Origin of the sequence: Acinetobacter sp. MF4640 (assembly GCF_002018895.1) — a bacterium.
GTDB classification, from domain to species: domain Bacteria; phylum Pseudomonadota; class Gammaproteobacteria; order Pseudomonadales; family Moraxellaceae; genus Acinetobacter; species Acinetobacter johnsonii.
The window spans coordinates 40,475-67,075 of sequence record NZ_MVOM01000003.1 but is presented as its reverse complement, the minus strand read 5'-3'; the positions used below and the strand labels follow the sequence as shown (position 1 = coordinate 67,075).

At 39.8% G+C, this 26,601-nt stretch carries 25 protein-coding genes; 15 read left to right on the top strand and 10 right to left on the bottom strand.

Annotated elements, in window-relative coordinates; genetic code table 11:
* Positions 1–321: 321 nt before the first annotated feature.
* Positions 322–1,344, bottom strand: a complete 1,023-nt coding sequence (locus MF4640_RS01690; protein WP_078388491.1) for an NAD-dependent epimerase — start codon at positions 1,342–1,344, stop codon at positions 322–324.
* Complete coding sequence (locus tag MF4640_RS01685; protein ID WP_078388490.1) at positions 1,341–2,510, bottom strand: nucleotide sugar dehydrogenase; 1,170 nt, start codon at positions 2,508–2,510, stop codon at positions 1,341–1,343. The genes MF4640_RS01690 and MF4640_RS01685 overlap by 4 nt, the downstream gene beginning before the upstream one ends.
* Positions 2,511–2,694: 184 nt before the next feature.
* Between MF4640_RS01685 and MF4640_RS01680 the strand changes: the two genes are divergently transcribed.
* The 12 genes from MF4640_RS01680 to MF4640_RS01625 all read left to right on the top strand — a co-directional run bounded on the left by MF4640_RS01680 (position 2,695) and on the right by MF4640_RS01625 (position 12,637).
* A complete protein-coding gene (locus MF4640_RS01680) occupies positions 2,695–3,468 on the top strand; it encodes a glycosyltransferase (RefSeq protein ID WP_078388489.1) in 774 nt (257 codons plus the stop codon).
* A 37-nt stretch (positions 3,469–3,505) separates the two neighbouring features.
* Positions 3,506–4,477, top strand: a complete 972-nt coding sequence (locus tag MF4640_RS01675; RefSeq protein WP_004983556.1) for a stealth family protein — start codon at positions 3,506–3,508, stop codon at positions 4,475–4,477.
* 9 nt (positions 4,478–4,486) lie between these two features.
* Positions 4,487–5,251, top strand: coding sequence for a glycosyltransferase family 25 protein (locus MF4640_RS01670; RefSeq protein WP_078388488.1), 765 nt, complete (start codon positions 4,487–4,489; stop codon positions 5,249–5,251).
* Positions 5,252–5,262: 11 nt separating this feature from the next.
* Positions 5,263–6,033: a glycosyltransferase family 25 protein gene (locus MF4640_RS01665; protein ID WP_078388487.1), complete on the top strand. Its 771-nt coding sequence runs from the start codon at positions 5,263–5,265 to the stop codon at positions 6,031–6,033.
* An 88-nt stretch (positions 6,034–6,121) separates the two neighbouring features.
* Positions 6,122–7,180, top strand: a complete 1,059-nt coding sequence (gene rfbB / locus MF4640_RS01660; RefSeq protein WP_078388486.1) for a dTDP-glucose 4,6-dehydratase — start codon at positions 6,122–6,124, stop codon at positions 7,178–7,180.
* Positions 7,180–8,058, top strand: a complete 879-nt coding sequence (rfbA, locus tag MF4640_RS01655; protein ID WP_078388485.1) for a glucose-1-phosphate thymidylyltransferase RfbA — start codon at positions 7,180–7,182, stop codon at positions 8,056–8,058. Before rfbB ends, rfbA begins: the two co-directional genes overlap by 1 nt.
* A gap of 1 nt (position 8,059) precedes the next feature.
* Positions 8,060–8,452, top strand: coding sequence for a sugar 3,4-ketoisomerase (locus MF4640_RS01650; protein ID WP_078388517.1), 393 nt, complete (start codon positions 8,060–8,062; stop codon positions 8,450–8,452).
* Between the two features lie 4 nt (positions 8,453–8,456).
* Positions 8,457–9,002: a GNAT family N-acetyltransferase gene (locus MF4640_RS01645; RefSeq protein WP_078388484.1), complete on the top strand. Its 546-nt coding sequence runs from the start codon at positions 8,457–8,459 to the stop codon at positions 9,000–9,002.
* Positions 9,003–9,012: 10 nt separating this feature from the next.
* Positions 9,013–9,417, top strand: a complete 405-nt coding sequence (locus MF4640_RS01640; protein WP_227518613.1) for a MaoC family dehydratase — start codon at positions 9,013–9,015, stop codon at positions 9,415–9,417.
* 18 nt (positions 9,418–9,435) lie between these two features.
* Entirely contained in the window at positions 9,436–10,551 is a 1,116-nt protein-coding gene (locus MF4640_RS01635) for a DegT/DnrJ/EryC1/StrS family aminotransferase (protein ID WP_078388516.1), read from the top strand.
* A gap of 2 nt (positions 10,552–10,553) precedes the next feature.
* Positions 10,554–11,405 carry a glycosyltransferase family 2 protein gene (locus MF4640_RS01630; protein WP_078388482.1) on the top strand — a complete coding sequence of 284 codons (852 nt, stop codon included), beginning with the start codon at positions 10,554–10,556 and terminating at the stop codon, positions 11,403–11,405.
* Between the two features lie 14 nt (positions 11,406–11,419).
* Positions 11,420–12,637 (top strand): glycosyltransferase family 61 protein, encoded by a 1,218-nt coding sequence (locus MF4640_RS01625; RefSeq protein ID WP_078388481.1) that lies wholly within the window; start codon positions 11,420–11,422, stop codon positions 12,635–12,637.
* Here the strand turns inward: MF4640_RS01625 and MF4640_RS01620 are convergent.
* From MF4640_RS01620 to MF4640_RS01605, 4 genes are all read right to left on the bottom strand, one after another.
* Positions 12,634–12,852: a hypothetical protein gene (locus MF4640_RS01620; protein ID WP_078388480.1), complete on the bottom strand. Its 219-nt coding sequence runs from the start codon at positions 12,850–12,852 to the stop codon at positions 12,634–12,636. The genes MF4640_RS01625 and MF4640_RS01620 overlap by 4 nt on opposite strands.
* A 151-nt stretch (positions 12,853–13,003) precedes the next feature.
* On the bottom strand, positions 13,004–13,888 hold the full coding sequence (locus MF4640_RS01615) for a lysophospholipid acyltransferase family protein (protein WP_078388479.1): 885 nt from the start codon (positions 13,886–13,888) through the stop codon (positions 13,004–13,006).
* Between the two features lie 320 nt (positions 13,889–14,208).
* The gene (aspS, locus tag MF4640_RS01610) at positions 14,209–15,993 is read right to left on the bottom strand and encodes an aspartate--tRNA ligase (RefSeq protein ID WP_078388478.1); all 1,785 of its coding nucleotides are present in this window, start codon (positions 15,991–15,993) and stop codon (positions 14,209–14,211) included.
* Positions 15,994–16,144: 151 nt separating this feature from the next.
* Positions 16,145–16,909 (bottom strand): DUF4184 family protein, encoded by a 765-nt coding sequence (locus MF4640_RS01605; protein ID WP_078388477.1) that lies wholly within the window; start codon positions 16,907–16,909, stop codon positions 16,145–16,147.
* A 138-nt stretch (positions 16,910–17,047) separates the two neighbouring features.
* Between MF4640_RS01605 and znuD the strand changes: the two genes are divergently transcribed.
* Together znuD and MF4640_RS01595 are read left to right on the top strand one after the other, a co-directional pair.
* Complete coding sequence (znuD, locus tag MF4640_RS01600) at positions 17,048–19,081, top strand: zinc piracy TonB-dependent receptor ZnuD (protein WP_078388476.1); 2,034 nt, start codon at positions 17,048–17,050, stop codon at positions 19,079–19,081.
* A gap of 163 nt (positions 19,082–19,244) precedes the next feature.
* Positions 19,245–20,708: a phospholipase D family protein gene (locus MF4640_RS01595; protein ID WP_078388475.1), complete on the top strand. Its 1,464-nt coding sequence runs from the start codon at positions 19,245–19,247 to the stop codon at positions 20,706–20,708.
* Between the two features lie 118 nt (positions 20,709–20,826).
* Here MF4640_RS01595 and MF4640_RS01590 read toward each other — a convergent pair whose 3' ends face one another.
* A complete protein-coding gene (locus MF4640_RS01590; RefSeq protein WP_004983582.1) occupies positions 20,827–21,279 on the bottom strand; it encodes a hypothetical protein in 453 nt (150 codons plus the stop codon).
* 193 nt (positions 21,280–21,472) lie between these two features.
* Here MF4640_RS01590 and MF4640_RS01585 point away from each other — a divergent pair, with 193 nt between their 5' ends.
* Entirely contained in the window at positions 21,473–21,928 is a 456-nt protein-coding gene (locus MF4640_RS01585; RefSeq protein ID WP_227518612.1) for an RcnB family protein, read from the top strand.
* A gap of 70 nt (positions 21,929–21,998) precedes the next feature.
* Here MF4640_RS01585 and MF4640_RS01580 read toward each other — a convergent pair whose 3' ends face one another.
* The 3 genes from MF4640_RS01580 to MF4640_RS01570 all read right to left on the bottom strand — a co-directional run bounded on the left by MF4640_RS01580 (position 21,999) and on the right by MF4640_RS01570 (position 26,417).
* The gene (locus MF4640_RS01580) at positions 21,999–22,496 is read right to left on the bottom strand and encodes a phosphate-starvation-inducible protein PsiE (protein WP_078388473.1); all 498 of its coding nucleotides are present in this window, start codon (positions 22,494–22,496) and stop codon (positions 21,999–22,001) included.
* A gap of 139 nt (positions 22,497–22,635) precedes the next feature.
* Positions 22,636–24,417, bottom strand: coding sequence for an acyl-CoA dehydrogenase C-terminal domain-containing protein (locus tag MF4640_RS01575; RefSeq protein WP_078388472.1), 1,782 nt, complete (start codon positions 24,415–24,417; stop codon positions 22,636–22,638).
* A 197-nt stretch (positions 24,418–24,614) separates the two neighbouring features.
* Positions 24,615–26,417, bottom strand: a complete 1,803-nt coding sequence (locus MF4640_RS01570) for an acyl-CoA dehydrogenase C-terminal domain-containing protein (protein ID WP_004983590.1) — start codon at positions 26,415–26,417, stop codon at positions 24,615–24,617.
* Positions 26,418–26,601 lie beyond the last annotated feature (184 nt).

Sequence of the window (26,601 nt, the reverse complement as noted above, 5' to 3'; positions counted from 1 at the left end):
TTTGATACTGTAATTTTTAATAAAAGCCATTCCATAAACCTCATCGAGTATAAATAAAAGTTATCCTATTGCTAAGATCCTCAACTAAATAAGCTTCGCTTATTTAGTTGAGGATCTTCAACCGAAGGATAGATTTTTTCTACCTCAAAGAATTTGTATAGGTATAGGGGACAGTTTTGTGTTGGATGGTGATTTAGTAAGAAAAATTTTATAGTGTAACGGTCTAAAATTTAATTTAAATACACCTGTATTTAAAAACCCTAATTACACAGTAATTAGGGTTTTTATTTTAGATTGGTTTAATTAGCGAGTGGCTTTTATTTAAACCTGATAAAAGTCACGATACCAATCTACAAATTGTTTCACACCAGCTTCAACTGAAACAGAGGGTTTATACCCTACACTTTTTTCTAAAGCGCTGCTATCTGCGTAGGTATCAGGTACATCGCCTGCTTGAAGTGGGAGCAGTTCTAAGATGGCTTCTTGGCCAACGGCTTTTTCAATTGCTTGAATATATTCGATGAGTTTCACAGGATTGTTATTGCCGATGTTGAATATACGGAAAGGCGCATTGCTGGTCGCTGGATCTGGGTGATTGCTGTCCCAATTTGGGTTGGCCTTAGCAATTTGATCACTTGAGCGAATCACGCCTTCAGCAATGTCTTCAATAAATGTGAAATCGCGGGTGTGATTACCATGGTTAAATACGGGAATTGATTGACCCGCAATGATGTTTTTGGTGAACTTAAACAGCGCCATATCGGGGCGTCCCCAAGGTCCATAGACCGTAAAGAAACGTAAGCCTGTGGTTGGCAATTGAAATAGGTGACTATAGCTATGCGCCATTAATTCATTTGCACGTTTTGTTGCTGCATAAAACTGAATAGGATGGTCTACGCCATGCTGCTCACTAAAAGGCATGGTGGTATTTGCACCGTATACGCTGCTGGTGCTGGCATAGGTCAGATGTGGTGTTTTCGCATAGCGGCAAGCTTCAATAATATTGGTAAAGCCAATAATATTGCTTTCTACATAACTCATTGGATTTTCAAGTGAGTAGCGTACGCCTGCTTGTGCAGCCAAGTGAATCACACGGTCAAATTGGTGTTGCAAAAAGCATTGATCAACTGCTGTTTTATCGGCAAGATTGGCTTGAATGAAGTCAAATTGGCCAGCACTTTGCTGAGCAGTCTGATGTAATAAGTCGATACGAGCTTGCTTTAAAGCAGGATCATAATAATCATTCATATTGTCAAAACCGACAACACTATCACCACGTTCGAGTAGTTTTTTAGAGACATGAAAGCCGATAAAGCCTGCTGCACCTGTTACCAAAACGTTCATTCATCGCCTCCAAAAATATCACGGGTATAGATTTTGTCTTCAACATCGCTTAAATCCTGTGACTTACGATTGGCGATGATGACATCACTTTGTTGTTTAAATTGCTCTAAATCATTAATCACTTTGGATTTGAAAAATTCATCTTCATTTAAGGTTGGTTCATAAACAATCACATCAATGCCTTTGGCTTTGATGCGTTTCATGACGCCTTGGATCGCTGACGCACGGAAGTTATCGGAGCCACTTTTCATCACTAAACGATAAATACCGACGGTATTAGGATTTTTTGCAATGATAGAGTCTGCAATAAAGTCTTTACGCGTACTGTTGGAATCTACAATGGCCTGAATCAGGTTGCTCGGCACTTGATTGTAGTTGGCAAGAAGTTGTTTTGTATCCTTAGGTAGACAATAGCCACCATAGCCAAACGATGGATTGTTATAATGATTGCCAATACGTTGATCTAAACATACACCTTCAATAATTTGACGGGTATCCAGACCGAAGGACTGGGCATAGGTATCGAGTTCATTAAAGTAAGCGACACGCATTGCGAGATAGGTGTTGGCAAATAACTTAATCGCTTCGGCTTCAGTTGAGTCAGTGAACAATACAGGACTGTCTTTTTTGATTGCACCTTCGATCAGCATATCTGCAAACAATTGAGCACGTTCTGACTTTTCACCAACAATAATCCGAGAGGGATAAAGGTTGTCATGCAGCGCCTTTCCTTCACGTAAGAACTCAGGGGAGAAGATCACATTTTCAGTATGATATTGTTTTTTGACTTTTTGAGTAAAGCCCACTGGCACTGTTGATTTGATAATCATCGTTGCCTGAGGATTGATCTCGACCACATCTCGAATGACACTTTCCACACTTTGTGTATTGAAATAATTAGTTTGGGTATCATAGTCGGTGGGTGTTGCAATAATGACAAAATCAGCGCCTTGATAGGCTTCATATTTGTCAGTTGTGGCACGAAAATTGAGCGGTTTCTCGCTTAAAAATGTCGATATATCTGCGTCTTGAATCGGAGAGATTTTTTGATTCAACATGTCGACTTTCGTGTCGATGATGTCTAGTGCAATCACTTCATGATGTTGTGAGAAGATCATGGCATTAGAAAGGCCGACGTAACCTGTGCCTGCAACTGCTATTTTCATATCAACCTGATTATATATTCTTCATATGAGGGCTTAAGTGAACCTTGCAAAGGATTTACATAAAGCGTTTTCGTATCATAGCACAAACTATTTTTGAGTATTATGAGAGCTTTGAAAAAGCCATACACTAACTTATTGCAAGAAATGTTATGATACAACGCAGAATGCTGGTGGATGATAGAACATGCAGGAAAACGTAAACGACTCGTTGTCAAAACAGGCTGAAACACAGACAGATCAAAATATTGTGTTATGCATGAAATGGGGCACCAAATATGGGGCCGAGTACGTCAATCGTTTATATAACATGGTGAAGCGTCACACCACGGTTGATTTTAAAATGGTTTGTCTAACAGACCGCACCGAAGGAATTGACCCTGCAGTTGAATGTTTTCCCATTCCACCTTTAGCGCTTCCAGAAGGAAGTCCTGAACGCGGTTGGAATAAATTGTCTACATTTGAGCCAGACTTGTACGGCTTACAAGGTAATGCACTCTTTTTAGATTTGGATGTGGTGATTGTTGACAATATTGACAGTTTCTTTACCCATCCTGGGGACTTCCTGATTATCCATGACTGGAAACGTCCTTGGCGTATTACAGGCAATAGTTCGGTTTACCGTTTTAAACTGGGAGCTTTCCCAGGATTGATGCCCTATTTTCGTGAAAATTTTGATGAAATTCGTCAAAAGTTTCGCAATGAGCAAGCTTATTTGTCTTGGTATGTCGATCAAGAGAAAAAACTTTCTTACTGGCCTGATAGTTGGTGTAAGAGTTACAAGTATCACTGTTTGCAAAAAATTCCGCTGGCATACTTTAAGCCCCCTGTAAAACCTGAAGGGGTTAAGGTCATTATTTTCCATGGTGAAATCAATCCACCTGATGCGATTAATGGTGGTGGTGGGAAATGGTATCGTTATGTATTGCCATCACAGTGGATTAAGGATGCTTGGCAATAATTGTCCATTAGACTCAGATTTTGAAGTGATCAAGTGAATGCAAAATATTGATATCGTGATTGCCTGGGTAGATGGCAATGATCTTGAATTAAAAAAGAAACGCCATAAATATCTGACTGGTGACGATGCATCTGATGCAGTCAGTGATACGCGTTTCGCCAGTAATAACGAAATTTATTACAACATTGCTTCAATTTTAAAATATGTCCCTTTTTGTCGTCATATCTATGTAGTGGCAGATAATCAGCGTCCTGAGTTTATCGATGAATTTGCAGCGCAAGGTTTGTGCGCTGTAGATAAAATTCGTGTGGTTGATCACCGAGAAATTTTTAGAGGTTTTGAAGAGTATTTACCGACCTTCAATACCCGTTCCATTGAAAGCATGCTGTGGAATATTGAAGGATTGTCGGAATATTTTATCTATCTCAATGACGATTTCTTTTTTAATGCGCCTGCACAAGTCGAAGACTTTTTAAAAACGGATAGCTTGGTGATCTATGGTCATTGGCAAAATAGTTTTGCACTCAAAGTAAAGCTCAAATATCGTCAGCTAATGAGTCGCCAATTTGGAAAGCCAATTCAGCCGAAACATATGATTGCGCAGATGCTTGGTGCGGATGTTTTGGGCTTTAAGAAATTTTTTGAAATCCATCATTATCCACATATTGTAGATCGCCATGCATTAAAAGATTATTTGCTGGAACATCCACAGCTTTTAGAAACCCAGATCAAGTTTAAATTTCGTAGTGTAGAGCAGTTGAATCCAATTTCATTAATGAACCACATTAAGATTCAAAAACAGCAGGCGGAGTTGAAACCAGATCTTGAATTGGCCTACCTTAAAAATCAGGACAGTTTGAACAGTTTTATACAGGCGTTGCATAATCCTGAGATTAAGTATGGTTGTATACAGAGTTTGGATCAGCTTGATAGTGACGCTGCGAAAAAAATCAGTACTGCTATGCATGAAAAATTAGCAGGCTATTTGCCCCATTCAGTTTTAGTTTAAAGGTTCATGATGAAAGTTGTTACTTATTTGATTAATTTGGACGGCAGTCAGGAACGACTTGAACGAGCAACTCAGCAGCTGAATCAAGTCAACTGGCCTTTTGAGCGTTTTTCTGCAGTCGATGGTCGTGGAAAAGATTTAACTGAATTTGTAAATTATGATGACCAAGGGGCGAACCACGTACTTGGCCGTAGATTAATGAATTCAGAGTTAGGCTGCTATTTAAGTCATTATGGCTGTGCGGAAAAATTTTTAAGTACGGATGCTGACTATTTGGTGGTACTTGAAGATGATATGAAAATCAATCGAGACTTTAAACGCAAGCTTGATGGTGTGATTGAGTATCTAGATCAGCATAAGGAGTTGGATTGGTATTTGCTTAACATTGCAACCAAAAAGAAAAAGCTGGCCAAAGATATTACGGATATTGAGGGTATGAGCTTATGGCATGCTTTTTATTTTCCTATTCGTGGTTTAGGGTTGGTGTGGTCGCGTCAAGGTGCTGAAGCATTTATGCAGGCTGGGAAAAAAATGGCTATGCCTGTCGATATTTTCTTTCAAACGTGGCTCAGTAAAAATGGGAAGGGATTGGGTGTATGGCCTGCCTTGGTGAAACCTGCAGGCTTGGACAGTGATATTTTAGGCACTGTGGCAGCACAAGGTATTTCTCGTAAAGAAAAAGAAGGGCGTAGTTTTTCTCACGGTCTTAAAAAACAAAAACGGATGTGGCGTGATAAATTTTATGCCATGAAGCATTTGGTTGCATCGAAGTAAGTAGTATTGATATGAAAAATATAGTCATCAGCTTAAAGACAGCCACAGCGCGTCGTGAGCACATCGTGCAAGAGTTCGGCAAACAAAATATTGGGTTTGAGTTTTTTGATGCGCTAACACCCAATTTAGCACGTCCTTTAGCTGAACAAATGCAGCTTAACATTCACGATGACTTTTTAAGTCCAGGGGAATTGGCTTGTTTTATGAGTCATGTCTCGATATGGCAAAAAATGGTGGATGAGCAAATCCCTCATTTGGCTATTTTTGAAGATGATGTGTATTTAGGGAAGGATGCTGCTGAACTATTAAATAACTCAGATTGGATCAGTACCGAATGGGATATTATTAAGACGGAAGCATTTGCTGATCAGGTTTTTCTAGGTAAAACTCAGTCAGAAATAGCAAATGGCATGCGTTATATTGTTCAACTCATTGGAAAAAACTTAGGCACCGCAGGTTATATCCTGAGTTTTGTTGGTGCTCAAAAATATTTGGAGTATGTGAAAAAAATTCAATTGATCCCACTAGACCAAGTGATGTTTGATGAATTTGTACGTCATACATTTCATCCCGTGTATCAGATGACACCTGCTTTATGTATACAGGAAATGATGTTATATCCTGAAAAGAAAACGGTACTTTCAAGTGATTTGCTTGCAGAGCGTAAAGCGCGGATGAAAAAGCAAAAGAAGAAGGGTTGGGCTAAAATCCAACTGGAGGTTTTACGTATATTGAAGCAAGTGAAATATGCGTTAGTGGCTAAGCGTGTTGAGTTTAAGTAAGAGCCGATCTGGCAGTTAAACGGAATACATTGTAACTTACTTAAAAAACCAAAATACAAATGTGATGAAATGATAGGAACAGCTTGAAATGCGCATTCTAGTAACTGGTGGCGCTGGATTTATTGGTTCAGCAGTAATACGTCATATTATTGAAAACACCCATCATCATGTTTTAAATGTAGATAAGTTGACTTATGCAGGTAATCTGGAGTCACTGCGATCCATTGAAAAAAGTGAACGCTATAAATTTTCCCAAACAGATATTTGTGATCAAGTCGTATTAGAAAGAATATTTCATGAATTTCAACCAGATTCAGTCATGCATTTGGCTGCTGAATCGCATGTTGACCGCTCTATTGATGGTCCTGCTGCATTTATTCAGACCAATATTGTGGGCACTTATAGCTTGTTGGAAGCCGCACGAAAATATTGGTTAAGTCTCACCTTAGACGCAAAAGAAGCTTTTCGCTTCCATCATATATCGACCGATGAAGTGTATGGTGATTTAGAGGGAACTACAGATTTATTTACCGAAACAACGCCCTATACACCAAGTTCACCGTATTCTGCAAGTAAAGCCAGTTCAGATCATTTGGTTCGTGCATGGCAGCGTACGTATGGTCTACCCACGATTGTGACGAATTGTTCAAACAATTATGGGCCCTATCACTTCCCTGAGAAACTGATTCCTTTGGTCATTCTCAATGCTCTAGATGCGAAACCTTTACCCATTTATGGCAAAGGTGATCAAATTCGTGATTGGTTATTCGTTGAAGATCATGCACGTGCTTTATATCAGGTTGTCACAGAAGGTGTAGTTGGTGAAACTTATAATATTGGTGGACACAACGAAAAGCAAAATATTGAAGTTGTAAAAACGATCTGTAAGATCTTGGATGAGCTAAAGCCTCAGTCCACTGGGCAGAAATATGAAACACTGATTACTTTTGTGAAAGATCGTCCAGGGCATGATTTGCGTTATGCGATCGATGCGGCAAAAATTGAAAAAGAACTTGGTTGGACGCCACAAGAGACCTTCGAAACGGGCATACGAAAAACGGTTGAATGGTATTTAAATAATTTAGATTGGTGCCGTCGAGTTCAAGATGGTAGCTATCAACGTGAAAGATTAGGTGTAAACGCATAATGGCAATAACAACAAAGGGTATTATTCTGGCCGGTGGCTCAGGTACACGTTTGTATCCAATTACAAAAGGTGTTTCAAAGCAACTTTTACCTATTTATGATAAGCCCATGATTTATTATCCACTTTCTGTGCTCATGCTGGCAGGAATTCAGGATATCCTTATTATTACAACACCAGAAGATAAAGAGAGCTTTGAGCGTTTACTGGGTGATGGTTCACAATTTGGTGTTCGTCTTCAATATGCTATTCAGCCAAGTCCGGATGGTTTGGCACAAGCGTTTATTATCGGCGAAGAGTTTATTGGTGATAGTAATGTGTGTTTAGTACTAGGCGATAATATTTTCTATGGTCAAGGCTTTACACCAATGTTAAAACAAGCCGTTGCTCGTGCAAAAGGCGCAACAGTCTTTGGTTATCAAGTTAAAGACCCTGAGCGTTTTGGTGTAGTTGAATTTGACGAACAGCAACGAGCAATTTCCCTAGAAGAAAAGCCTCAGTTTCCGAAGTCTCATTTTGCGGTAACGGGGCTGTACTTCTATGACAATGAAGTGGTCCAAATTGCCAAAAAAGTTAAACCTTCTGAACGTGGTGAATTAGAAATTACTACAGTGAACCAAATGTATTTGGAGCGTGGTGATTTAAACGTAGAGTTATTAGGCCGTGGTTTTGCATGGCTCGATACAGGAACACATGAAAGTTTACTAGAAGCAGCACAGTTTGTAGAAACCTTAGAGAAACGCCAAGGTTATAAAGTGGCATGTTTAGAAGAAATTGCTTTTAATCAGGGCTGGCTAAGTCAAGAGCAGATTTTGGAAATTGGTCAAAGCATGAGTAAGAATGACTATGGTCAATATCTGATTTCTTTGGTAAATGAATAAAATGAGTTTAGTAAAGTTAATTGACTTACCGAACTTTGGTGATGACCGTGGTGGGTTAGTGGCTATTGAATCCAATCAGTCCATCCCCTTTGAGGTTAAGCGTTTATATTACATTTTTAATACAGTAGATAAGCCTCGTGGTTTTCATGCACATCTTAATTTAAAACAAGTGGCCATTTGTTTAAAAGGAAGTTGTCGATTTATTTTGGATGATGGTCATAAGAAAGACGAAGTTATTTTAGATAATCCAACACAAGGGTTGGTGATTGAGGGCTTGGTTTGGCGGGAAATGCATAATTTTTCAGAGGATTGTGTTTTGCTAGTTTTAGCAAGCGAACATTTTGATGAATCTGATTATATTCGTGATTACCAAGAATTTTTAAAGGAGGTCTGATCGTATGGTCATAAAAATTAATGAACTTAAATCAAAAACGATACATTTAAAATTAGTTGCAGAAAATGATGCAAAATTTATTTGTGATTTGAGAAGTAATCCAGAACTCAATAAGCATATTTCTCAATCTTCAGCTTTGGTTGAAGAGCAGCAGGCGTGGATAAGAAAGTATAAAGATCGGGAAAGAAATAACGAAGAATTTTATTTTATTATTTATAGAAATGATAACAATGAAAGGATTGGAACAGTTAGGTTATATGATTTTAAAACAACTCCTAAGTCCTTTTGCTGGGGAAGTTGGATATTAAATCAAAATAAGACAAGATATGCTGCAATTGAAAGTGCATTATTGATTTATAAATTTGCATTTGATCAGTTGAAATTTGATCAATCTCATTTTGATGTGCGAAAAGAGAACTTAGGTGTTCACAATTTTCATATACGTCTTGGTGCTCAGCATATTAGTAGTAATAATTTAGATAATTTTTATGTGTACCCTGCTTCAAGCTATTATTCAATTTTAAGTGATTATAAAAAGTTTATAGAATAAGGAGTAGATTGTGAACATTGAAAAAATAAAAATAGGTGATAAAGTTGAGCTATTACGAGTTTTTTCGGAAAAGGATGTAGAGATTTTCTCTCAACTTTCAGGAGATGTGAATCCTGTTCATTTAGATGAAAGTTATGCCCAACATACGATATTTAAAAGTCGGATTGTGCATGGTGCTTTTGCATCAAGTATTTTTTCAACTATTTTTGCAAATACATTACCAGGGCCTGGGTGCATATACCTTAAATCTGAAAATAAGTTTTTGAAGCCAATTTACTTAGATACTCCCGTATTATTTACTGTTGATGTGGTTGATATTCTCTTAGAGAAAAGAAGAGTAATTTTTAAAACAGAAGCTATTTCTAATAGTAAAGAATGTATTGTAGGCTCGGCGGAATTATATATTCCTGAATGAATGATTGAAGAAAGTATTATGATCCCATTTTTAGATTTAAAAAATGTCAATCAGCAGTATCGCGAAGAGTTAATTACGGCTTGTACGCGAGTTATTGATTCTGGTTGGTATATTGGCGGAAACGAGCTGGAACAGTTTGAACAAAATTTTGCAAACTATTGTGGGGTCAAATTTGCAATTGGTGTGGCCAATGGTTTGGATGCATTAATTTTAACCTTACGTGCTTGGAAAGAGCTTGGAAAGTTAAAAGATGGGGAAGAAGTCATTGTTCCATCAAATACTTATATTGCCAGTATCTTAGCAATTACAGCGAATGATTTGGTTCCAATTTTGGTTGAGCCGGATATTGAAACATATAATATTGATCCATTAAAAATAGAAGAAGCAATAACAGCCAAAACCAAAGTGATTTTACCTGTCCATTTATATGGTCAATTGGCTGATATGCCTACCATTATGCAAATTGCAAATAAATACAAGCTATTGGTTTTAGAGGATTCAGCGCAATCCCATGGGGCTGAAATCAACGGTACAAAAGCGGGTAACTGGGGAGATGCTTCAGGGTTTAGTTTTTATCCAGGTAAAAACTTGGGTGCATTGGGGGATGCGGGAGCGATTACGACGAATGATGCTGAGTTGGCACAAATATTGAAGGCCCTACGTAACTATGGATCACACGAGAAATATAAAAACTTATTCGTGGGTGTAAATAGTCGATTAGATGAAATCCAAGCGGCAATGCTTGATGTCAAATTAAAACATTTAGATGCTGAAGTTAACCATCGTCGTACAATTGCAAAAATGTATCTTGAAGGGATTAAAAACCCTGAATTGAGCTTGCCTTTATCCGAAGTAGATGCTTCTCAATATGATCAACATGTTTGGCATTTATTTGTCATTCGTTCAAAAAAACGAGAGGCATTACAGCAATATTTAGCAGAAAATGGCGTACAAACTTTGATCCATTACCCAATTCCTCCGCATAAACAGCAAGCTTATAAAGAGTGGAATGATTTGAGTTATCCGATCTCAGAGAAGATTCATGATGAAGTAATGAGCTTGCCTATTGGCCCGACACTGAGTTTGGAAAGTGCCCAGCAAATCATTGATCTATGTAATGAGTTTAGGTCTTAGAAATGGAAAATACAGTACTACCTTTAGTCACGGTTATGATCCCCTGTTATAACCATGAAAAATATATTAAGGAAAGTATACAGTCTGTGATTGATCAGACTTATTCACGTTTAGAATTGATCGTCATCGATGATGGGTCGAAGGATAATTCAGTCCAGAAAATTGAAGAAATGCGATTGGCTTGTGAGCAACGTTTTGAATTTTTCAAATTTATTTTTAGAGAAAACAGAGGTTTGAGTAAAACTCTTAACCAAGGGCTGAGCTTTGCTCACGGAGATTATTTCAGTACTGTTGCATCTGATGATATTATGCTATCTGAAAAAACAGCAATACAAGTCGATGTATTTAAAAAGGATCCTTTAATCACGGCAGTTTTTGGAGCACACCAATATATTGATGATGAAAGTCATGTTGTTAGTGTGAAAAAAGCATCATATAGAGAGTTTAATTTTCAAGAAATTTTCTATCATCAACATGATATTCCTGCCTCATCACAAATGATAAAAATTGATTTATTAAGAGAAATTGGTGGATATAATGAAAATACTAAAGTAGAAGATTGGGACTTGTGGCTTAGATTGACTGGAGCTGGAGCTAAACTGGTTTATATACCCGATGTTATAGTTGGTTATAGAATGCATGATAGTAATTTGAGTAAAAACAAATCATTGATGTTTGATGAAGTATTTAATATTGTACAAAGTTATAAGGATCGTAAAGGATTTCCTTATGCTGAATATAAAGTATACAAGTTGTATAAAATAAGACCAGCTAAAGAAAAAAGTTATTTGTTATACTTTTGGCTTCGAATGAAGTACCTATTACTTTATCTAGCAAAAAGTATGGGAAGATAACTGGGCTATAGTGTATGTTGGGTCAAAAATTAATTAATTATGTAGAAAGAAAGAAATTTAATGTGTCAGAATTTTTCTTTCTTTTACTTAAATTAAAAAAAATCTATAAGAAAAATATACTTTGGCTAGATCAGTTAGATCAATCGTATCTGATAAATCCCTGTGCAATTCATGATTGCGTCAGTTATTCACCCGTTATAGATAAATCAAATAAAGCAGCTGAAGTGCATTATTGTCAATCTAGAGTGTCAATATATCATTTTAAAAATGTGCTGATGAATATACATTCATCCAGTTTTTTATTACAGGATAGTGATATTCTTGTTGTTGAACGGCTTGTTGATGTGCCTCTAGAGTATTGTGATTATTCTGCTGGATTTATACGAATGCACAATGCAAATTGTGCCTTGATACGTTTAAACTGTAAGATAATTAAGTTTAAAAAAATATTTTTTTTGGGAGGTAATGGCTGTTTTAATTATTATCACTGGGTTATGGAGATTTCACCCAAAATATTATTCTTGAGCAATCAGGTTCTTGATGAATATCCTGTAGATTGTATTGTTTGTGATGCATCGATTGAAAATATAGAGTCGTATAGGAAAATTCTCAATATAATGCTGAATGCTGCAAAGATTGATTTACCAATTGTATTTGTTAATAACTATCATGAGGTTTATGCGGAAGAGGTACTATATATTAACAATCTAAATAATGTGGTTTTTAATAATAAAAATAAATTGTCCTCGGTTAAATATTCACATTTTTCTGCATCATTTTTAAGTGATATTCGTAATACTTTAATGTATTCGGATAATTCAATGAAAAGTTTATACTCTAAAATTTTTCTCGCAAGAAAATCAATTCAATTAAGAAAATACAATCAAGATGAAATTTTAAATTTTTTTATTCAACAAGGTTTTCAGCCTGTGTATTTAGAAGAGTATTCTTTTGAAGAACAAATTGCATTATTTAAACATGCTGACTTTATCGTTGGACCAAGTGGTGCTGCCTGGTCCAATATTATCTTTTGCAAGGCAGGTTGTAAGGGGATAAGTTGGTTACCAGAACAACTCTCAGAGTTTTCTGTATTTTCATCACTTGCAAAAATTTTTGAATGTGATCTAAATTTTGTGTTAACTGATCAGATAAGTGATGAAAAATATATTCACTCCGATTATACAATCGATCTTGATGATTTAAAGCGTCTATACTTTAAACTAAGCACCTAATCTCTATCCGCATTTCCTTTCAAGACCATATAAATTAAGCCGACAAAAATGACAAAAGCACCTGCAAGGCTACTTACACAGAAAAAGACAATGCGGTCATAGGTGGTTAAATTAAATAATTGATTGTCTAAAATATAGCGCATGAAAAACCACTGTACGATTGCAAAAACAATTAGCACAATACCACGACGACGGACTTCAGGACGCATAGCCATTCGGTTGCTCACAACTTATCTAAAACAGTGCGCTATTATGCCACTGCTGAGAATTGATCTCAAATGAATAAAAGTATTCTATTCAGGCCGTTAGGAAATAGTATAAATTATTCTTTCAAAATTCTTGAAATCACGTGCTGGTTTGTGGAGCCTACATTGGTGGCTGTATCCGATAAGCATTGATATTGCCATAACAATTTCTAAAACGTCTATAGGACCATATATATTGTTCAGGTGCTTGGTTAATCATGTCTTGCATGGCAAGATTTAAACTGTCCACAGATAACTGTAGATCTTTCGATAAAATATCTTGAGATAACTCAGTACAGTACACATCAAAACCCTCTGCGCCAGCATTACGAATACAACTTAATCCAATCACATTGCATTGCGTTTTAGCCGCCATTTTAGAGACAAGTGTCGTGGACAAAGTATTTTGCTGGAAAAAATATGAATAAATACCACCGCTAGGTTTTGGTAGATGGTCCGGTAAAATCACGGTCAGCCCACCTTGTTTCAAGTGTTTGAAGATACTGCGGATACCTGTTTCATCGGTGGGAACTAGTGTGGCATTAAACTTTTGGCGTGCAGCTAAAATATAGCGGTTAATCCCTTTAATTTTATAGGGTTTATACATGATCATTGGTTGCGTATAGACATTTAACCATGCATTTAACAGCTCCCAACAGCCAAAATGCGGAATGACCACAATTACGCCTTTTTTATTGGCTAAAGCCTCTGTGAGAACGGATTCACCATGAATATTTTTTAATAACTCTAAGTTGTATTGTGGTGACATACCCCAACATTTTAAAAATTCGATATAGGTCTGACACTGGCTTTGAATACTGAGATGAACACGATTCTTTAGTGCGACTGGGTCGAGCTCAGGGTAGGCCAACTGCAGATTAATGGTGGTGATACGCTTAATTGAAGAGTCACTATAATAAAGCAGGTGCGCAATTCCGCGTGCGATGTATTGTAAAAAAGACAATGGAAAAAGTGAGATGATTTTAAGTAGATAATAAATAGCCATATTTTGACTCAGAAATCTTTTTAAAAGATGAGATGAGAGAAAATTTTGCAAAGAGACTTAAAAATCTAAGATAGATAAAATCAAAAAAAGATGAGCGTCTTAAGAACAAAATATATGAATAAATCAACAGAATGATTTAGTGCAAGAACTGCTGCAATAAAATATAGACTATCGTGACCCACTGTAAGTGTGATAGATCAAAAGTTCAAAAGAAATTTTGGAAAATTTGAAGCGAAAAATAATATCTATGGAACGGATGGTCTTGTCTTGAATGAAAAAACCCTGCGCATGGCAGGGTTTCTTTAATCAAAATCTAAAGCTTATTTGGTTTCTTCAGCTTTTGGTTTTTCACGTAAGCGAATACCCAAATCACGTAGTTGATTTGATTCAACTGGTGCAGGCGCTTGCGTTAATGGACATTCAGCAGTCTTGGTTTTCGGGAATGCAATCACATCACGAATAGAAGCACCACCCGTCATGAGCATGACTAAACGGTCTAGACCGAATGCTAAACCACCATGCGGAGGAGCACCGTAACGTAATGCGTTGAGTAAGAAACTGAATTTCTCTTCTGCTTCTTCTTCACCAATACCTAAAGCTTCAAAAATTGCTTTTTGCATTTCTAGGTTATGAATACGCAGTGAACCACCACCAATTTCAGTACCGTTTAACACCATGTCATAAGCCACAGAAAGCGCAGCACCTGGGTTATTTTTCACATCTTCAACGCTTGATTTAGGCAGTGTAAATGGGTGGTGAACAGAAGTCCATTTGCCATCATCTGTTTCTTCAAACATTGGGAAGTCAACCACCCAAAGCGGTGCCCACTCGCAAGTCGACATTTTCAAGTCATGACCGACTTTAATACGTAAAGTACCCATGGCATCGTTCACAACTTTAGCTTTGTCTGCACCGAAGAACACGATATCGCCATTTTCTGCGCCAACACGTTTCAAGAGATCAAGCACGATTGGCTCGATGAATTTCACGATTGGAGACTGTAAGCCTTCGATGCCTTTTTCAAGCTCGTTCACTTTAATGTACGCTAAACCTTTTGCACCGTAGATGCCGACAAATTTCGTGTATTCATCAATTTGGCTACGTGGTAGTGAACCTGCACCCGGAACACGTAATGCAACGATACGGCCTTTAGGATCTTTCGCTGGACCTGCGAATACTTTGAATTCAACTTCTTGCATCAAGTCTGCAACGTCAACCAATTTCAAAGGAATACGTAAGTCTGGTTTGTCCGATGCATAGTCACGCATAGCATCTGTATAGGTCATGCGTGGGAATTTATCGAATTGAACATCAAGAAGTTCTTTGAACATCTTAACCGTCAACGTTTCCATTAAATCCATGATGTCATCGTCACTCATGAACGATGTTTCAACGTCGATTTGGGTGAATTCAGGTTGACGGTCTGCACGTAAGTCTTCATCACGGAAACATTTTGCGATTTGGTAGTAACGATCAATACCACCGACCATCAACAATTGTTTGAATAATTGTGGTGATTGTGGAAGTGCGTAGAAGCTACCATTTGAAACACGGCTTGGCACTAAGTAGTCACGCGCACCTTCAGGCGTTGCACGGGTTAAAATCGGAGTTTCAACGTCTAAGAAACCATTGTCTTCGAAATAGTTACGAATGAGGTTGGTTAGTTTTGAACGGAAACGTAAACGATCTAACATTTCAGGACGACGGATGTCCAAGAAACGATATTTCAAACGAATTTCTTCAGAAATATTGGTGTTGTCGTCATTCAATGGGAACGGCGGAGTTTCTGATGCAGCAAGAACTTCGATTTCTTTACCTAAAACTTCGATTTGACCGCTCACCATATTGGCATTTTCTGTGCCTGCATAGCGGCGACGTACACGACCTGTAATTTTTAATACGAATTCTGAACGTACTTTGTCTGCAGTTGCGAATGCTTCAGGAGTGTCTGGGTCAATAACCACTTGCACAAGACCATCACGGTCACGCATATCAAGGAAGATGACACCACCGTGGTCACGGCGACGGTGTACCCAACCGCAGAGGGTTACTGTTTCATCAATTTGAGCTTCGGTTAAAGAACCGCAGTAATGAGTTCGCATCATGGCGTTAAAAATCCAACTATATGGCTAAAGGTAGCGAATACGTAAACAGCGTACCGCCAGAAATAAAGGTAGGATTATGCCTCTTTGGGCATTGACTCTCAAGGTATAGCTTAAAAAAGGCATGAAATAGCATTTAAGCGTTGGTCTAAATTCAGCCTAAACGATAGTCTCGATCTAAAAATAAAAACAGAATGCAGCCAAAGATTAGAATTAGCAAAGCGACTTGGCTAAACTCATTAATACTTCGCCCCGTAAAATAATACAGGTCTGACTGCCACACTTGCGTGGGGATATAACGTGCATAGTCCCAAACACTGACTAAACCACCTAAAAGGCTCAGTATGAAAAGCCCCATCGCAAAGCGTTTGATTTTTAGACTGACAGGAAAATGTTGCTGATAGGTTTGGTAATAGCGCCAACCCATCCACGCCAACAAGGGCAAAGCCAGTGCCGATGTGCCAATTTGTAAAATGCGGTGTAGCGGATAGCCGTGCCCTAACAAAGAGATCTTTTGGCTTAAAAATGCATGTCCAAACAAGGTGCGGAAGTCAGCATGGGTGAGTCCGTCCCATAACAGATGCGTTGCTGTACCCAGCAGGATCGCGAGAATAACGGCCACAGAAAATTTAAAAAAACGCAGCATACTGCTCAGCCTTAATTCATGCTGAATACCTAAAAAACGATAAAAACAAGGCCGCAATAGCGCGTACCACAAAACACAAAAACTGAGTCCAATCCAAAGATCGGGGTGAATCAGTGAAGTCCAGTAGTGGGTAGTATTTGAATTGGCTTGTGTAAACAGTCGATAAAGATCGGGGGTCATACTGCCAATGGCAATGGCAGCAATAGGTAAACGGTCACCACTGAGTTTGGCGAAAGGGGGCGCGAGAACGGCATGTGAAATGGTAAAGGGCATTGATCTGTTGGCGTTGACATCGACTTAGATGGATAGGGCAGTTTATCTTTTTTCTGCGATTGGAATGTTTTTTATTGCAATGAATTTGAAATGTTATATTATAACAATATTCAAAAATTGTACGCTTGAGTGAGTTCCATGGCTTTCCATAAAAATTTGATAACGCTCTCTATTTTGGCGGTGGTCGCACCTGCCGTTTTTGCAGATGACACAACAACACAACAACTTGAAACGTTGACCAGCCAAGCACATCCACTCGTTCAGACCGCTGCTGATTTTGCCGTCGCCGATCAGGTTATCGAACAAAAAAGCTTAAAAGAACGTGCACCGACCATTGGGGATGCTTTGGCCGATGAGTTGGGGGTATATTCAAATCAGTATGGTTCAGGTTCAAGTCGACCCGTGATTCGAGGTCAAGATGGCCCACGCGTGAAAGTTTTACAACATGCTTCAGAAACCGCTGATGTCTCGACTTTATCGCCAGACCATGCTGTGACGGTCGATCCGATTTTGGCCAAGCAAATTGAAATCATCCGTGGCCCTTCAACCCTGTTATACAGTGCAGGCACCGTGGGCGGTTTGGTCAATGTCACCGATCAAAAAATTCCAACCAGCATGCCTGAAAAAGGTCTAGAAGGTACTGCGGGATTACGCTACAACCCTGGCAGTGATGAAAAGTTGGCCAGTGCTGGGGCGACGGTTGCTTTGGGCAGTCAGTTTGCTCTACGGGTTGAAGGTTCAAAGCGTGAAGCGAATGACTATATTGCACCGAACTATTTCCATGAGCATGAGGGTGAACTCGAAAAAGAACGTCGTGTCGGAAATACCTTTGCCAAAGGCAAAACGGTCAGCGTTGGTGGTTCATGGATTGGTGAGCGTAGTTTTGCGGGTATCGCCTATACCAACCGTCAAGATCAATACGGTTTACCTGGGCACAGCCATGAATATGAAAGTTGCACTGTATCAGGTAATTTATTAATTGGATGTGGTGAGGAAGATTATGGGGACGAACATGAGACAGGGCCTTGGGTTGACTTGAAGTCGGAACGTTATGATTTCCGTACAGAAATCTTAAATCCGCTTGCAGGGTTTGAGAAGTTACGAGCCCATGCCAGTTATACCGACTACCAACATGATGAAATTGAAGGCGATAGTGTTGCAACTACCTTTAAAAGTAAGAGTTATGATGCGCGTCTAGAAATGGTGCATCAGCCGATTGTGGATTGGGAAGGTGTGGTTGGCGTACAGTACAATCAACAAAAATTAGATATCACGGGTGAAGAGTCTATTTTAGAACCGACCAAGACGCAAAAGTGGAGCGTGTTTGGTTTAGAACACAAGCAGTGGAATGACTTCCATTTTGAGTTAGGGGCACGTGTCGATCAGCAGACGATTGATATTGAATCTGATCGAAAAGACTATGATGATTATGCCGTGTCCTATTCGGGTGCTGTGAATTGGATGTTTGCACCGAACTATAAACTGTCTTTGGTTGGATCACATCAAGAGCGTTTACCTTTGGCGCAAGAGCTTTATGCTGATGGTAAGCATCTTGCAACCAATACCTATGAGCGTGGCAATGAAAATCTCGATGTCGAAAAGTCCAATAACCTAGAGTTAGGTTTCCATTACGATACGGATAAAATTGATTATCACGTTCATGTTTACCACAACTGGTATGACAACTACATTTATGCTCAAACCGCAGACCGATACGAAAACTTCCGCCTAGTAGACTACACCCAAGACAAAGCGCGTTTTTATGGGACTGAAGCAGAAGCGTCTTATGCCATCAATGATGTGTGTAAAATGAGTGTCTTTGGTGATTATGTACGTGGCAAAATTGACAATGAAAATGCGCCACGGGTGCCTGCTGGCCGTTTAGGAACAAAAGTGAATGCTAACTTTAGTGACACGTGGTCAGGAACGGCAGAGTACTACCATGTGTTTGAGCAAGATCGAATTGCAAGCTATGAGACCGAAACCGAGGGCTATAACATGGTGAATTTGGGCTTGGCGTATAATGGTCAGTATATGCAGGGCAATGATTATCGCGTGTATTTCAAAGCCAATAACCTCCTAGATGAGACGGTTTATTCGCATACTTCTTTCTTATCAACCATTCCACAAGTGGGGCGTAACTTCACGGTCGGACTCGACTTTAGTTTCTAAGGTGTTATTTCAAGTTTCAACCCCACCTTTTCCGTAAAGAGGAGGTGCTCTCTCCTTAAAGGAGAGGGTTAGGGAGAGGTTGCCAAAACATTGACAACAGAAATCCTCTTGAAAAATCAAACAATAAAACCTAGTCTGAGTATATTGGATTAGGTTTTTTGTTATGCGTATCTTTCGAAAATTACATCAAAAGCTCAACTGGACATCGACCCGTTATGTCGGTGTCGTGGTGGGTTTATTGGCTCTGACTTATTTAACGTCTGCAGTTTACCATAGCGTTAAACCACTGCCTGATGGGCTGGACTATACTGGCAAGTTACGTCATGCCGATGTCAAATTTATTGCAGATCAAACCTACATCGATGCACAAGGCAAGCAACAACAAGATCATCATATTTTCAACACAGTGTTTCAACTGATTGAAGATGCGCAAACCACGATTGTATTGGATATGTTCTTGTTTAATGATGAAGTGGGGACATCTCAAGCATCACAACGGGCTTTGACTCGTCAGCTGACCGATGCGTTGATTGTCAAGCGAAGCTTGCATCCGAATATTGAAATCAAAGTCATTACCGACCCGATTAACTCGGTATATGGTGGGCTATTACCTGAGCATTACCGTAAGTTACGTCAGGCAGGCGTGGATGTGATCGAAACCGATTTACGTCCGCTCCGTGCCTCTAACCCTGTTTGGTCAGGTTTTTGGTATCTCTGTTGTCAAAATGCAGGCAATAATCCCGACGGCGGTTGGTTAAGAAACCCGTTTGGGGATGAAAAAATTACCTTACGTAGTTATTTAAACTTATTTAACTTTAAAGCCAATCATCGCAAAACTTTGGTGGTCGATACCGCGGAAGGTTGGAAAACCTTGGTCACATCGGCGAATCCACATGATGGCAGTTCGCGACATTCCAATGTAGCGCTATTGGTGACAGGCAATACCGCAATTGATGTGTTGAAAACAGAGCAAACTGTAGCACATATGTCTCAGGGCGATGTACCAATGGTGATTCTAGGCGAAATTGCAGGAAATTCATCGCAGCCTCAGGTACAAGTGCTGACGGAAAAAGCAATCCTAGATGCAACCCTCAACTTGTTGAATACGGCAAAAGCCAATGACCAGATTGATTTGGCGATGTTCTATTTGTCTGAGCGTCAAATCATCAATGCTTTAAAAGATGCGCAGAAGCGCGGCGTTAAACTTCGGATTTTACTCGACCCAAATAAAGATGCATTTGGTCGTCAAAAGAATGGAATTCCGAACCGTCAAGTTGCGTCTGAGCTTAACGATGCAGGTATTACAGTGCGGTGGTGTAATACTCAAGGAGAGCAGTGTCATAGCAAAATGATTTTAAAACGCTATGCGCAAGAAGCAGAGCTCATTTTAGGTTCAGCGAATTTTACCGCACGGAATTTGAAGAATTATAACTTGGAGACTAATTTACGTGTGATCGGCCAGTCTAATGCAGCGGTGTTTACAGATGCACAGCAATATTTTGATGGGGCATGGTCGAACTTAAATGGTCGTCAAATGAGTGTGGACTATGAGCAATATAAAGATGAGTCAAAACTCAAATATGGGCTATACCGCTTTATGGAGTGGAGTGGTTTGTCGACGTTTTAATTTCGAATTCCTTTTTCCATTTCTTGCCGTTTCATGAAAAGCGGTACTTCCTACGTTGTACAAAATGAAAAGTCCCTCTTTTTAAAGAGGGACTTAGGGAGATTTAATTTTTAAGATTTTACTGCTCAGGATTTGGCGGGATGATTTGATCCAAATCTTTATCGGTCATCTTATCGAGTTCATGTAGATCTGTTTTGATTTTCCATTTTTCGGCATCTTCCACTGGGCTCGGTAGACGCGCTTCTAACCAGTCACAAATGACATCGGGTGGAAAGTCAGGGTGGTTACACTGAATGACCCATGCCAAGAATTGCTTGGCTTCACCATTCATATATGGCGGCGGTGAAACAGGTAGAAACTGCGTCGGTAGGCGCTCATTTTTCGAAATATAGTTCAGTACATGTCCCAGCTCTTGTACCGTTTGCCATGCCAAAGGATGATCTACATCAATTTGAAACTTAAACCACCATGCACTTTTTCCATCTGTGCCATAAGCATCAATCAGATTTTTTTGAATACTGGGCACTTTTGCAAAATATTCATAGAGTCGATCAAAACTTAATTCAGCCACGATTGTTCATCCAATACATTTATAAACAAAGATTAAGTATAAACTGAAAACTCATGCATTTTTTGCTTTTCAAAGAAATCCTGCTTCAAACCTTATAGTGGTGATAACGACCAGTGATCTAAAATTGATGGTTTGTACATTTTTTATCCATAAAATGGGTTTAAAATAATAATATTCACCTCAGTGGAGGAAGATGATGAAATATTTAAAAATAATCTATGGAATAAGTTTACTCAGCTTATTTCCTGCACTGAGTTTTGCTCAACCCGCGACGCGTTATTATGGAAAACCGCTGACTTCGCAAACCCAGCGTTTCCCAACCTATGCTGGGCCGTATCAAGGTGCAATGCCCAGACCTACATCACCGCCTCAAATTGAGCCCCCTCATCACAGACCACCTCCGCACCATCCACCACATGGCGGATATCCAATGCGACCAGGTGTGAGTATTATTTACCGAGCCCCCAGCTACTCAACCTATAGTCAGGAAACCAATAGCTATGTGTATGGGGATGGCGACTCCAGTATCGAAAGCCGTGATTATGTGTTGATTGCCGATTGGCGACGTTTGGGATTACCAGACCCACCTGAAGGCATGCACTGGATCTATGAAAATGGACGCTACGCTTTAGAAGCGGATTCAAAATAAATGAATCTTTGACTGATACAGAAAACCCTCCGTTGTTTAGACGGAGGGTTTTTTAGTGGTCAATAAAGAATTAAGCGAGTTCATCATCTTGTGGGCGTGGTGTTTTCCCTTCAGCTAAAGGCTTGTCGGCATGTTTATCCCGAATTACTGAAGGATAATTCCACGATGCATAACGCACCACCAAGATTGCAATCGCCATAATTAAAATTGAACCCGTAATAATCACCAAATCCATATCCGCTTTGTGGTCATGCTGGATATCGGAAATTAAAAGACGGGTGAGGGCGGTGATGGCGATATAAATTAAAAAGCGGACAGGCATGTGGTTGGTTTTAAAATAGATACCAACCATTGCACCCAGTTCTAAGTAGATGAATAACAGTAAAATATCATCAATTGAGGCATATTGTTTAATGGTCAGGATCTCATAAACGGTATGTCCTGCCGACCAAATCACCATACAGCCAATAATAAATAAAGCCACATAGTGAAAACTTTCTACTGCAGTATTGCCCAGTTTATCGAGGAGGGTTTCTATTTTCTCTATTTTAGGGTCACGGTTAGTCATGGCTGCCTCCTGATATGTTGATGGTGGTTTATTGCATCATAAGCAAATTTCATGCACATGACGTATAAAAGCAAAAATAAAGCTGAGCCATAAAAAACGCCTGACAAAGCAGGCGTTTTTTTATTCAGTCTTTAAGCGATTAAGCTTGGCTGGTGAAGTAGTCCTCAGAGAAGTTCATGATGACTTCTGCACCTGCTTTTACTTTTGCAATACGTAAATCGATTTCAGGCAAAATACGTTGAGCGAAATAAGCTGCAAGCGCCAGTTTGTTTTGATAGAAGTCACCATCTTTGGCTTTTGCAGCATTGGCAATTCTTGCAAACATATAGGCAAAGCTGAGTAGGCCGACTGCATGTAAGTAATCTACTGCTGCTGCATTCGGGAACTCTGCACTTTCAGCAGCACGTTCAAGGATGTACTTGGTCACTTCTTCCACTTCAGTTGCTGCATCGAGTGTTGCATCTTTAATGAAGTTTAGGTCTGCATCTAAGCCGTTAGCAAAGTCACGGATTTCAGTAATATAGTCTGCGATGAATGCACCACCGCATTTAATGGTTTTACGACCGATTAAATCTTGAGACTGAACGCCGTTGGTGCCTTCATAGATTTGTGCAATACGTAAGTCACGTACACATTGCTCCATGCCCCATTCACGAATATAACCATGTCCACCGAAGACCATTTGTGCATCTAAAGTTGCTTGGAATGCAGTGTCGGTTAAATAGGCTTTTGCAATAGGGGTTAACAAGGCAACACGGTCATTGGCTGCTTTCACAGCTTCAGGGTCTGTTGAGAACTTGGTGATATCGAGTTGTTGACCGACATATACTGCAAAGGCACGAGATGCTTCGTTGTTCGCACGTGCATTAAGCAACATACGACGCACATCACCATGAACTAAAATGCTGTCTGCAGGTTTAGCAGGCGATTGAACACCCGACGCGCTACGACCTTGTAGACGGTCTGTTGCGTACTGTGCAGCATTTTGGTAAGCAAATTCAGATGCGCCTAAACCTTGAATACCCATCGATAAACGTTCGTAGTTCATCATCACGAACATTGCCGCAAGGCCTTCATTTTCTTTACCGACCAAGTAACCTTTGGCACCGTCAAAGTTCATTACACAAGTTGCAGACGCTTTGATCCCCATTTTGTGTTCAATTGAACCTGGACCTGCCGCATTACGCTCGCCTACAGAACCATCTGCATTCACTAGGAATTTAGGCACGATGAAGAGTGAAATACCACGTGAACCCGCAGGTGCATCAGGAGTTTTTGCCAAAACTAAGTGAATGATGTTTTCAGCTAAGTCGTGGTCACCGCCAGTAATAAAGATTTTGGTCCCTGTAATGTTATAGGTGCCGTCTTCGTTACGTTCAGCTTTAGTTTTGATAATGCCTAAATCTGTACCTGCATGTGGCTCAGTTAAACACATGGTCCCAGACCATTCGCCTGAGTAAATTTTAGGTAAATAGGTTTCTTTTTGTTCTTGCGATGCGTAGCTGTTCAGCGCCATACCTGCACCGACAGAAAGAAGCGGGTAGAGCATGAATGATGGGTTAGTTGCGAACAGCATTTCATCTGCTAGAACTGTCAGCATTTTTGGCATGCCTTGACCACCCCATTCTTCATCAGCCGCTAAGCCAATCCAGCCGCCTTCAGCATATTGCTTAAACGCTTCTTTAAAACCAGCAGGTGTAGTCACTGCTCCATTGCTAAATGTTGCACCTTCTTCATCACCTGTACGGTTTAAAGGCAGGGTTACGTTCTGCGCAAATTTAGCCATTTCCTCGAGGATCGCTTCAGCCGTCGCACTGTCTACATGAGCTAGATTTTCATTAGACTGCCAGAACTGATCTGCATTGAAAACGTCATTGAGGATAAACTTCATATCCGCAAGTGGGGCATTATAAATTGGCATGTTCGTTCACCTGTTTATTGTTTGAATCTCTGTAGACTTAGGACAGCTTAATTAACAACGCAGAGTGTTGTTAAATGACCCAAGCGAAATAACGCTCTATTTATAAAGAAAAAGGACCGCCAAAGCTATGACTGTCCTTTTTCATTTCTGTACTCAAGAGTACAACTATTTCGAATATCGAATTAGTTATTAATTACTTAGAATGCAAAGTGCTCTGCATCTAATGCGAGTAATGGTTCTACGCCACCAGCAATCACATCAACGTGTGAGCGAACACGTGGAAGGATCTTCTTGAAGTAGAAACGTGCAGTCGTTACTTTCGCATTATAGAAGTCAACGTCAGTTGTACCTGCAGCCAATGTTTCTTGAGCCACAAGTGCCATACGTGCCCATAGGTAAGCAAGCGTTACATAACCAGAGAAGTATAGGTAATCGACCGCAGCTGCACCCACTTCATCTGGGTTTTGCATTGCTTTCATACCAATTTGCATGGTTAAGTCGCCCCACTCTTTGTTTAGAGCAGCAAGAGGTTCAACAAACTCTTTCATTGCAGCATTGTCTTTGTTTGCTTCAACAAATTTGTGAATAATCTTAGTGAAGTCTTTCAACATTGCACCTTGAGTACCCAAAACTTTACGACCTAACAAGTCAAGCGCTTGGATTTCAGTTGTCCCTTCGTATAAACACGCAATACGTGTATCACGAACGATTTGTTCCATACCATGCTCTGAAATAAAGCCGTGACCACCAAAGACTTGAACGCCGTGTTTTGCAGATTCAGAACCTGTTTCAGTCAAGAATGCTTTTGCAATTGGAGTAAGCAGTGACAAGATGTTGTCAGAAGATTTACGCTCTTCTTCAGTTGCACCTTGCTCAACTACGTCCGCATGTAGAGACAATAAGTAAACCAGTGCACGACCACCTTCAGCAAATGCTTTTTGAGTTAACAGCATGTTACGAACAGCAGGGTGAACAATAATTGGATCGGCTTCTTTTTCTGGTGCTTTAGGACCTGTCAAAGAACGCATTGCTAAACGGTCTTTCGCATAGGTTAATGCACCTTGGAATGCGCCTTCAGATGCTGCCAGACCTTGTACAGCCGTACCAATACGTGCAGTGTTCATGAAAGTGAACATGCAGTTTAAGCCACGGTTTTCAGGGCCAATCAGGAAACCTTTTGCATTGTCAAAGTTGATCACGCAAGTTGAGTTACCATGGATCCCCATTTTGTGTTCGATAGAACCACAACGCACGGCGTTACGCTCACCCACAGTACCGTCTGCGTTTAAGTTAAACTTCGGCACGATGAATAAAGAAATACCTTTGGTGCCTTTAGGTGCGCCAGGAAGACGAGCAAGTACAATGTGAACAATGTTCTCAGCCATGTCATGTTCACCCGCTGAGATAAAGATTTTCTCACCAGTGATTGCATAGCTACCGTCAGCTTGTGGCTCAGCTTTAGTACGGATAATACCCAAGTCAGAACCTGCATGAGATTCTGTCAAGCACATCGTACCTGTCCAAACACCTGAAACAAGGTTTGGTAAGTAAGCATCTTTTTGTTCAGCTGAACCGTGATGTTCTAAAGTACGAACTGCACCATGAGAAAGACCTGGGTACATACCCCATGCCCAGTTTGCAGTACCGACCATTTCTGAAATCACGTTACCCAAAGAAACAGGTAATGCTTGACCGCCATATTGCTCTTCAGCAGAAAGAGACGGGAAGCCAAGTTCGATATATTTTTGATACGCTTCTTTAAAGCCAGTTGGAGTTGTAACAACGCCATCATTCCAAGTACAACCTTCGCGGTCGCCGCTTTGGTTGATTGGAGACAATTCGTTTTCACAGAAATCTGCAGCAGCTTCTAAATATTGGTCAACCAATTCACGGCTTACGGTTTCCTGAAATGCAGGCAATTTAGAATAGTGTTCTTCTGCATTCAATAGCTCATGCAGTACGAATTGCATATCACGTAAGGGCGCTTTGTATTGTGGCATATCGGTTTCCTCAATACTGGTTTAACCAGCTTATAATCCTAATAAACATAAAAACGTGTCTTCTTTGACACGGATTGGAATAACTTAATCGTGCAACATCTTCTAATTTGGTACAAGCGGTTCGGGTGCTTTTCTTGGTGACTGTAAAGTCAAATAAATATTATTCAAAATCGCTAAGTGCACT

Bases quoted from the DNA above. Each gene is read 5' to 3' on its own strand.
- rfbB (WP_078388486.1), top strand. From the start codon at position 6,122: ATGCGCATTCTAGTAACTGGTGGCGCTGGATTTATTGGTTCAGCAGTA.
- MF4640_RS01630 (WP_078388482.1), top strand. From the start codon at position 10,554: ATGGAAAATACAGTACTACCTTTAGTCACGGTTATGATCCCCTGTTAT.
- MF4640_RS01605 (WP_078388477.1), bottom strand. From the start codon at position 16,909: ATGCCCTTTACCATTTCACATGCCGTTCTCGCGCCCCCTTTCGCCAAA.
- aspS (WP_078388478.1), bottom strand. From the start codon at position 15,993: ATGATGCGAACTCATTACTGCGGTTCTTTAACCGAAGCTCAAATTGAT.
- rfbA (WP_078388485.1), top strand. From the start codon at position 7,180: ATGGCAATAACAACAAAGGGTATTATTCTGGCCGGTGGCTCAGGTACA.
- MF4640_RS01620 (WP_078388480.1), bottom strand. From the start codon at position 12,852: ATGGCTATGCGTCCTGAAGTCCGTCGTCGTGGTATTGTGCTAATTGTT.
- MF4640_RS01690 (WP_078388491.1), bottom strand. From the start codon at position 1,344: ATGAACGTTTTGGTAACAGGTGCAGCAGGCTTTATCGGCTTTCATGTC.
- MF4640_RS01650 (WP_078388517.1), top strand. From the start codon at position 8,060: ATGAGTTTAGTAAAGTTAATTGACTTACCGAACTTTGGTGATGACCGT.
- MF4640_RS01675 (WP_004983556.1), top strand. From the start codon at position 3,506: ATGCAAAATATTGATATCGTGATTGCCTGGGTAGATGGCAATGATCTT.
- MF4640_RS01625 (WP_078388481.1), top strand. From the start codon at position 11,420: ATGTTGGGTCAAAAATTAATTAATTATGTAGAAAGAAAGAAATTTAAT.
- MF4640_RS01570 (WP_004983590.1), bottom strand. From the start codon at position 26,417: ATGCCACAATACAAAGCGCCCTTACGTGATATGCAATTCGTACTGCAT.
- MF4640_RS01615 (WP_078388479.1), bottom strand. From the start codon at position 13,888: ATGGCTATTTATTATCTACTTAAAATCATCTCACTTTTTCCATTGTCT.
- MF4640_RS01595 (WP_078388475.1), top strand. From the start codon at position 19,245: ATGCGTATCTTTCGAAAATTACATCAAAAGCTCAACTGGACATCGACC.
- MF4640_RS01685 (WP_078388490.1), bottom strand. From the start codon at position 2,510: ATGAAAATAGCAGTTGCAGGCACAGGTTACGTCGGCCTTTCTAATGCC.
- MF4640_RS01635 (WP_078388516.1), top strand. From the start codon at position 9,436: ATGATCCCATTTTTAGATTTAAAAAATGTCAATCAGCAGTATCGCGAA.
- MF4640_RS01670 (WP_078388488.1), top strand. From the start codon at position 4,487: ATGAAAGTTGTTACTTATTTGATTAATTTGGACGGCAGTCAGGAACGA.
- znuD (WP_078388476.1), top strand. From the start codon at position 17,048: ATGGCTTTCCATAAAAATTTGATAACGCTCTCTATTTTGGCGGTGGTC.
- MF4640_RS01665 (WP_078388487.1), top strand. From the start codon at position 5,263: ATGAAAAATATAGTCATCAGCTTAAAGACAGCCACAGCGCGTCGTGAG.
- MF4640_RS01680 (WP_078388489.1), top strand. From the start codon at position 2,695: ATGCAGGAAAACGTAAACGACTCGTTGTCAAAACAGGCTGAAACACAG.
- MF4640_RS01580 (WP_078388473.1), bottom strand. From the start codon at position 22,496: ATGACTAACCGTGACCCTAAAATAGAGAAAATAGAAACCCTCCTCGAT.
- MF4640_RS01645 (WP_078388484.1), top strand. From the start codon at position 8,457: ATGGTCATAAAAATTAATGAACTTAAATCAAAAACGATACATTTAAAA.
- MF4640_RS01575 (WP_078388472.1), bottom strand. From the start codon at position 24,417: ATGCCAATTTATAATGCCCCACTTGCGGATATGAAGTTTATCCTCAAT.
- MF4640_RS01585 (WP_227518612.1), top strand. From the start codon at position 21,473: ATGATGAAATATTTAAAAATAATCTATGGAATAAGTTTACTCAGCTTA.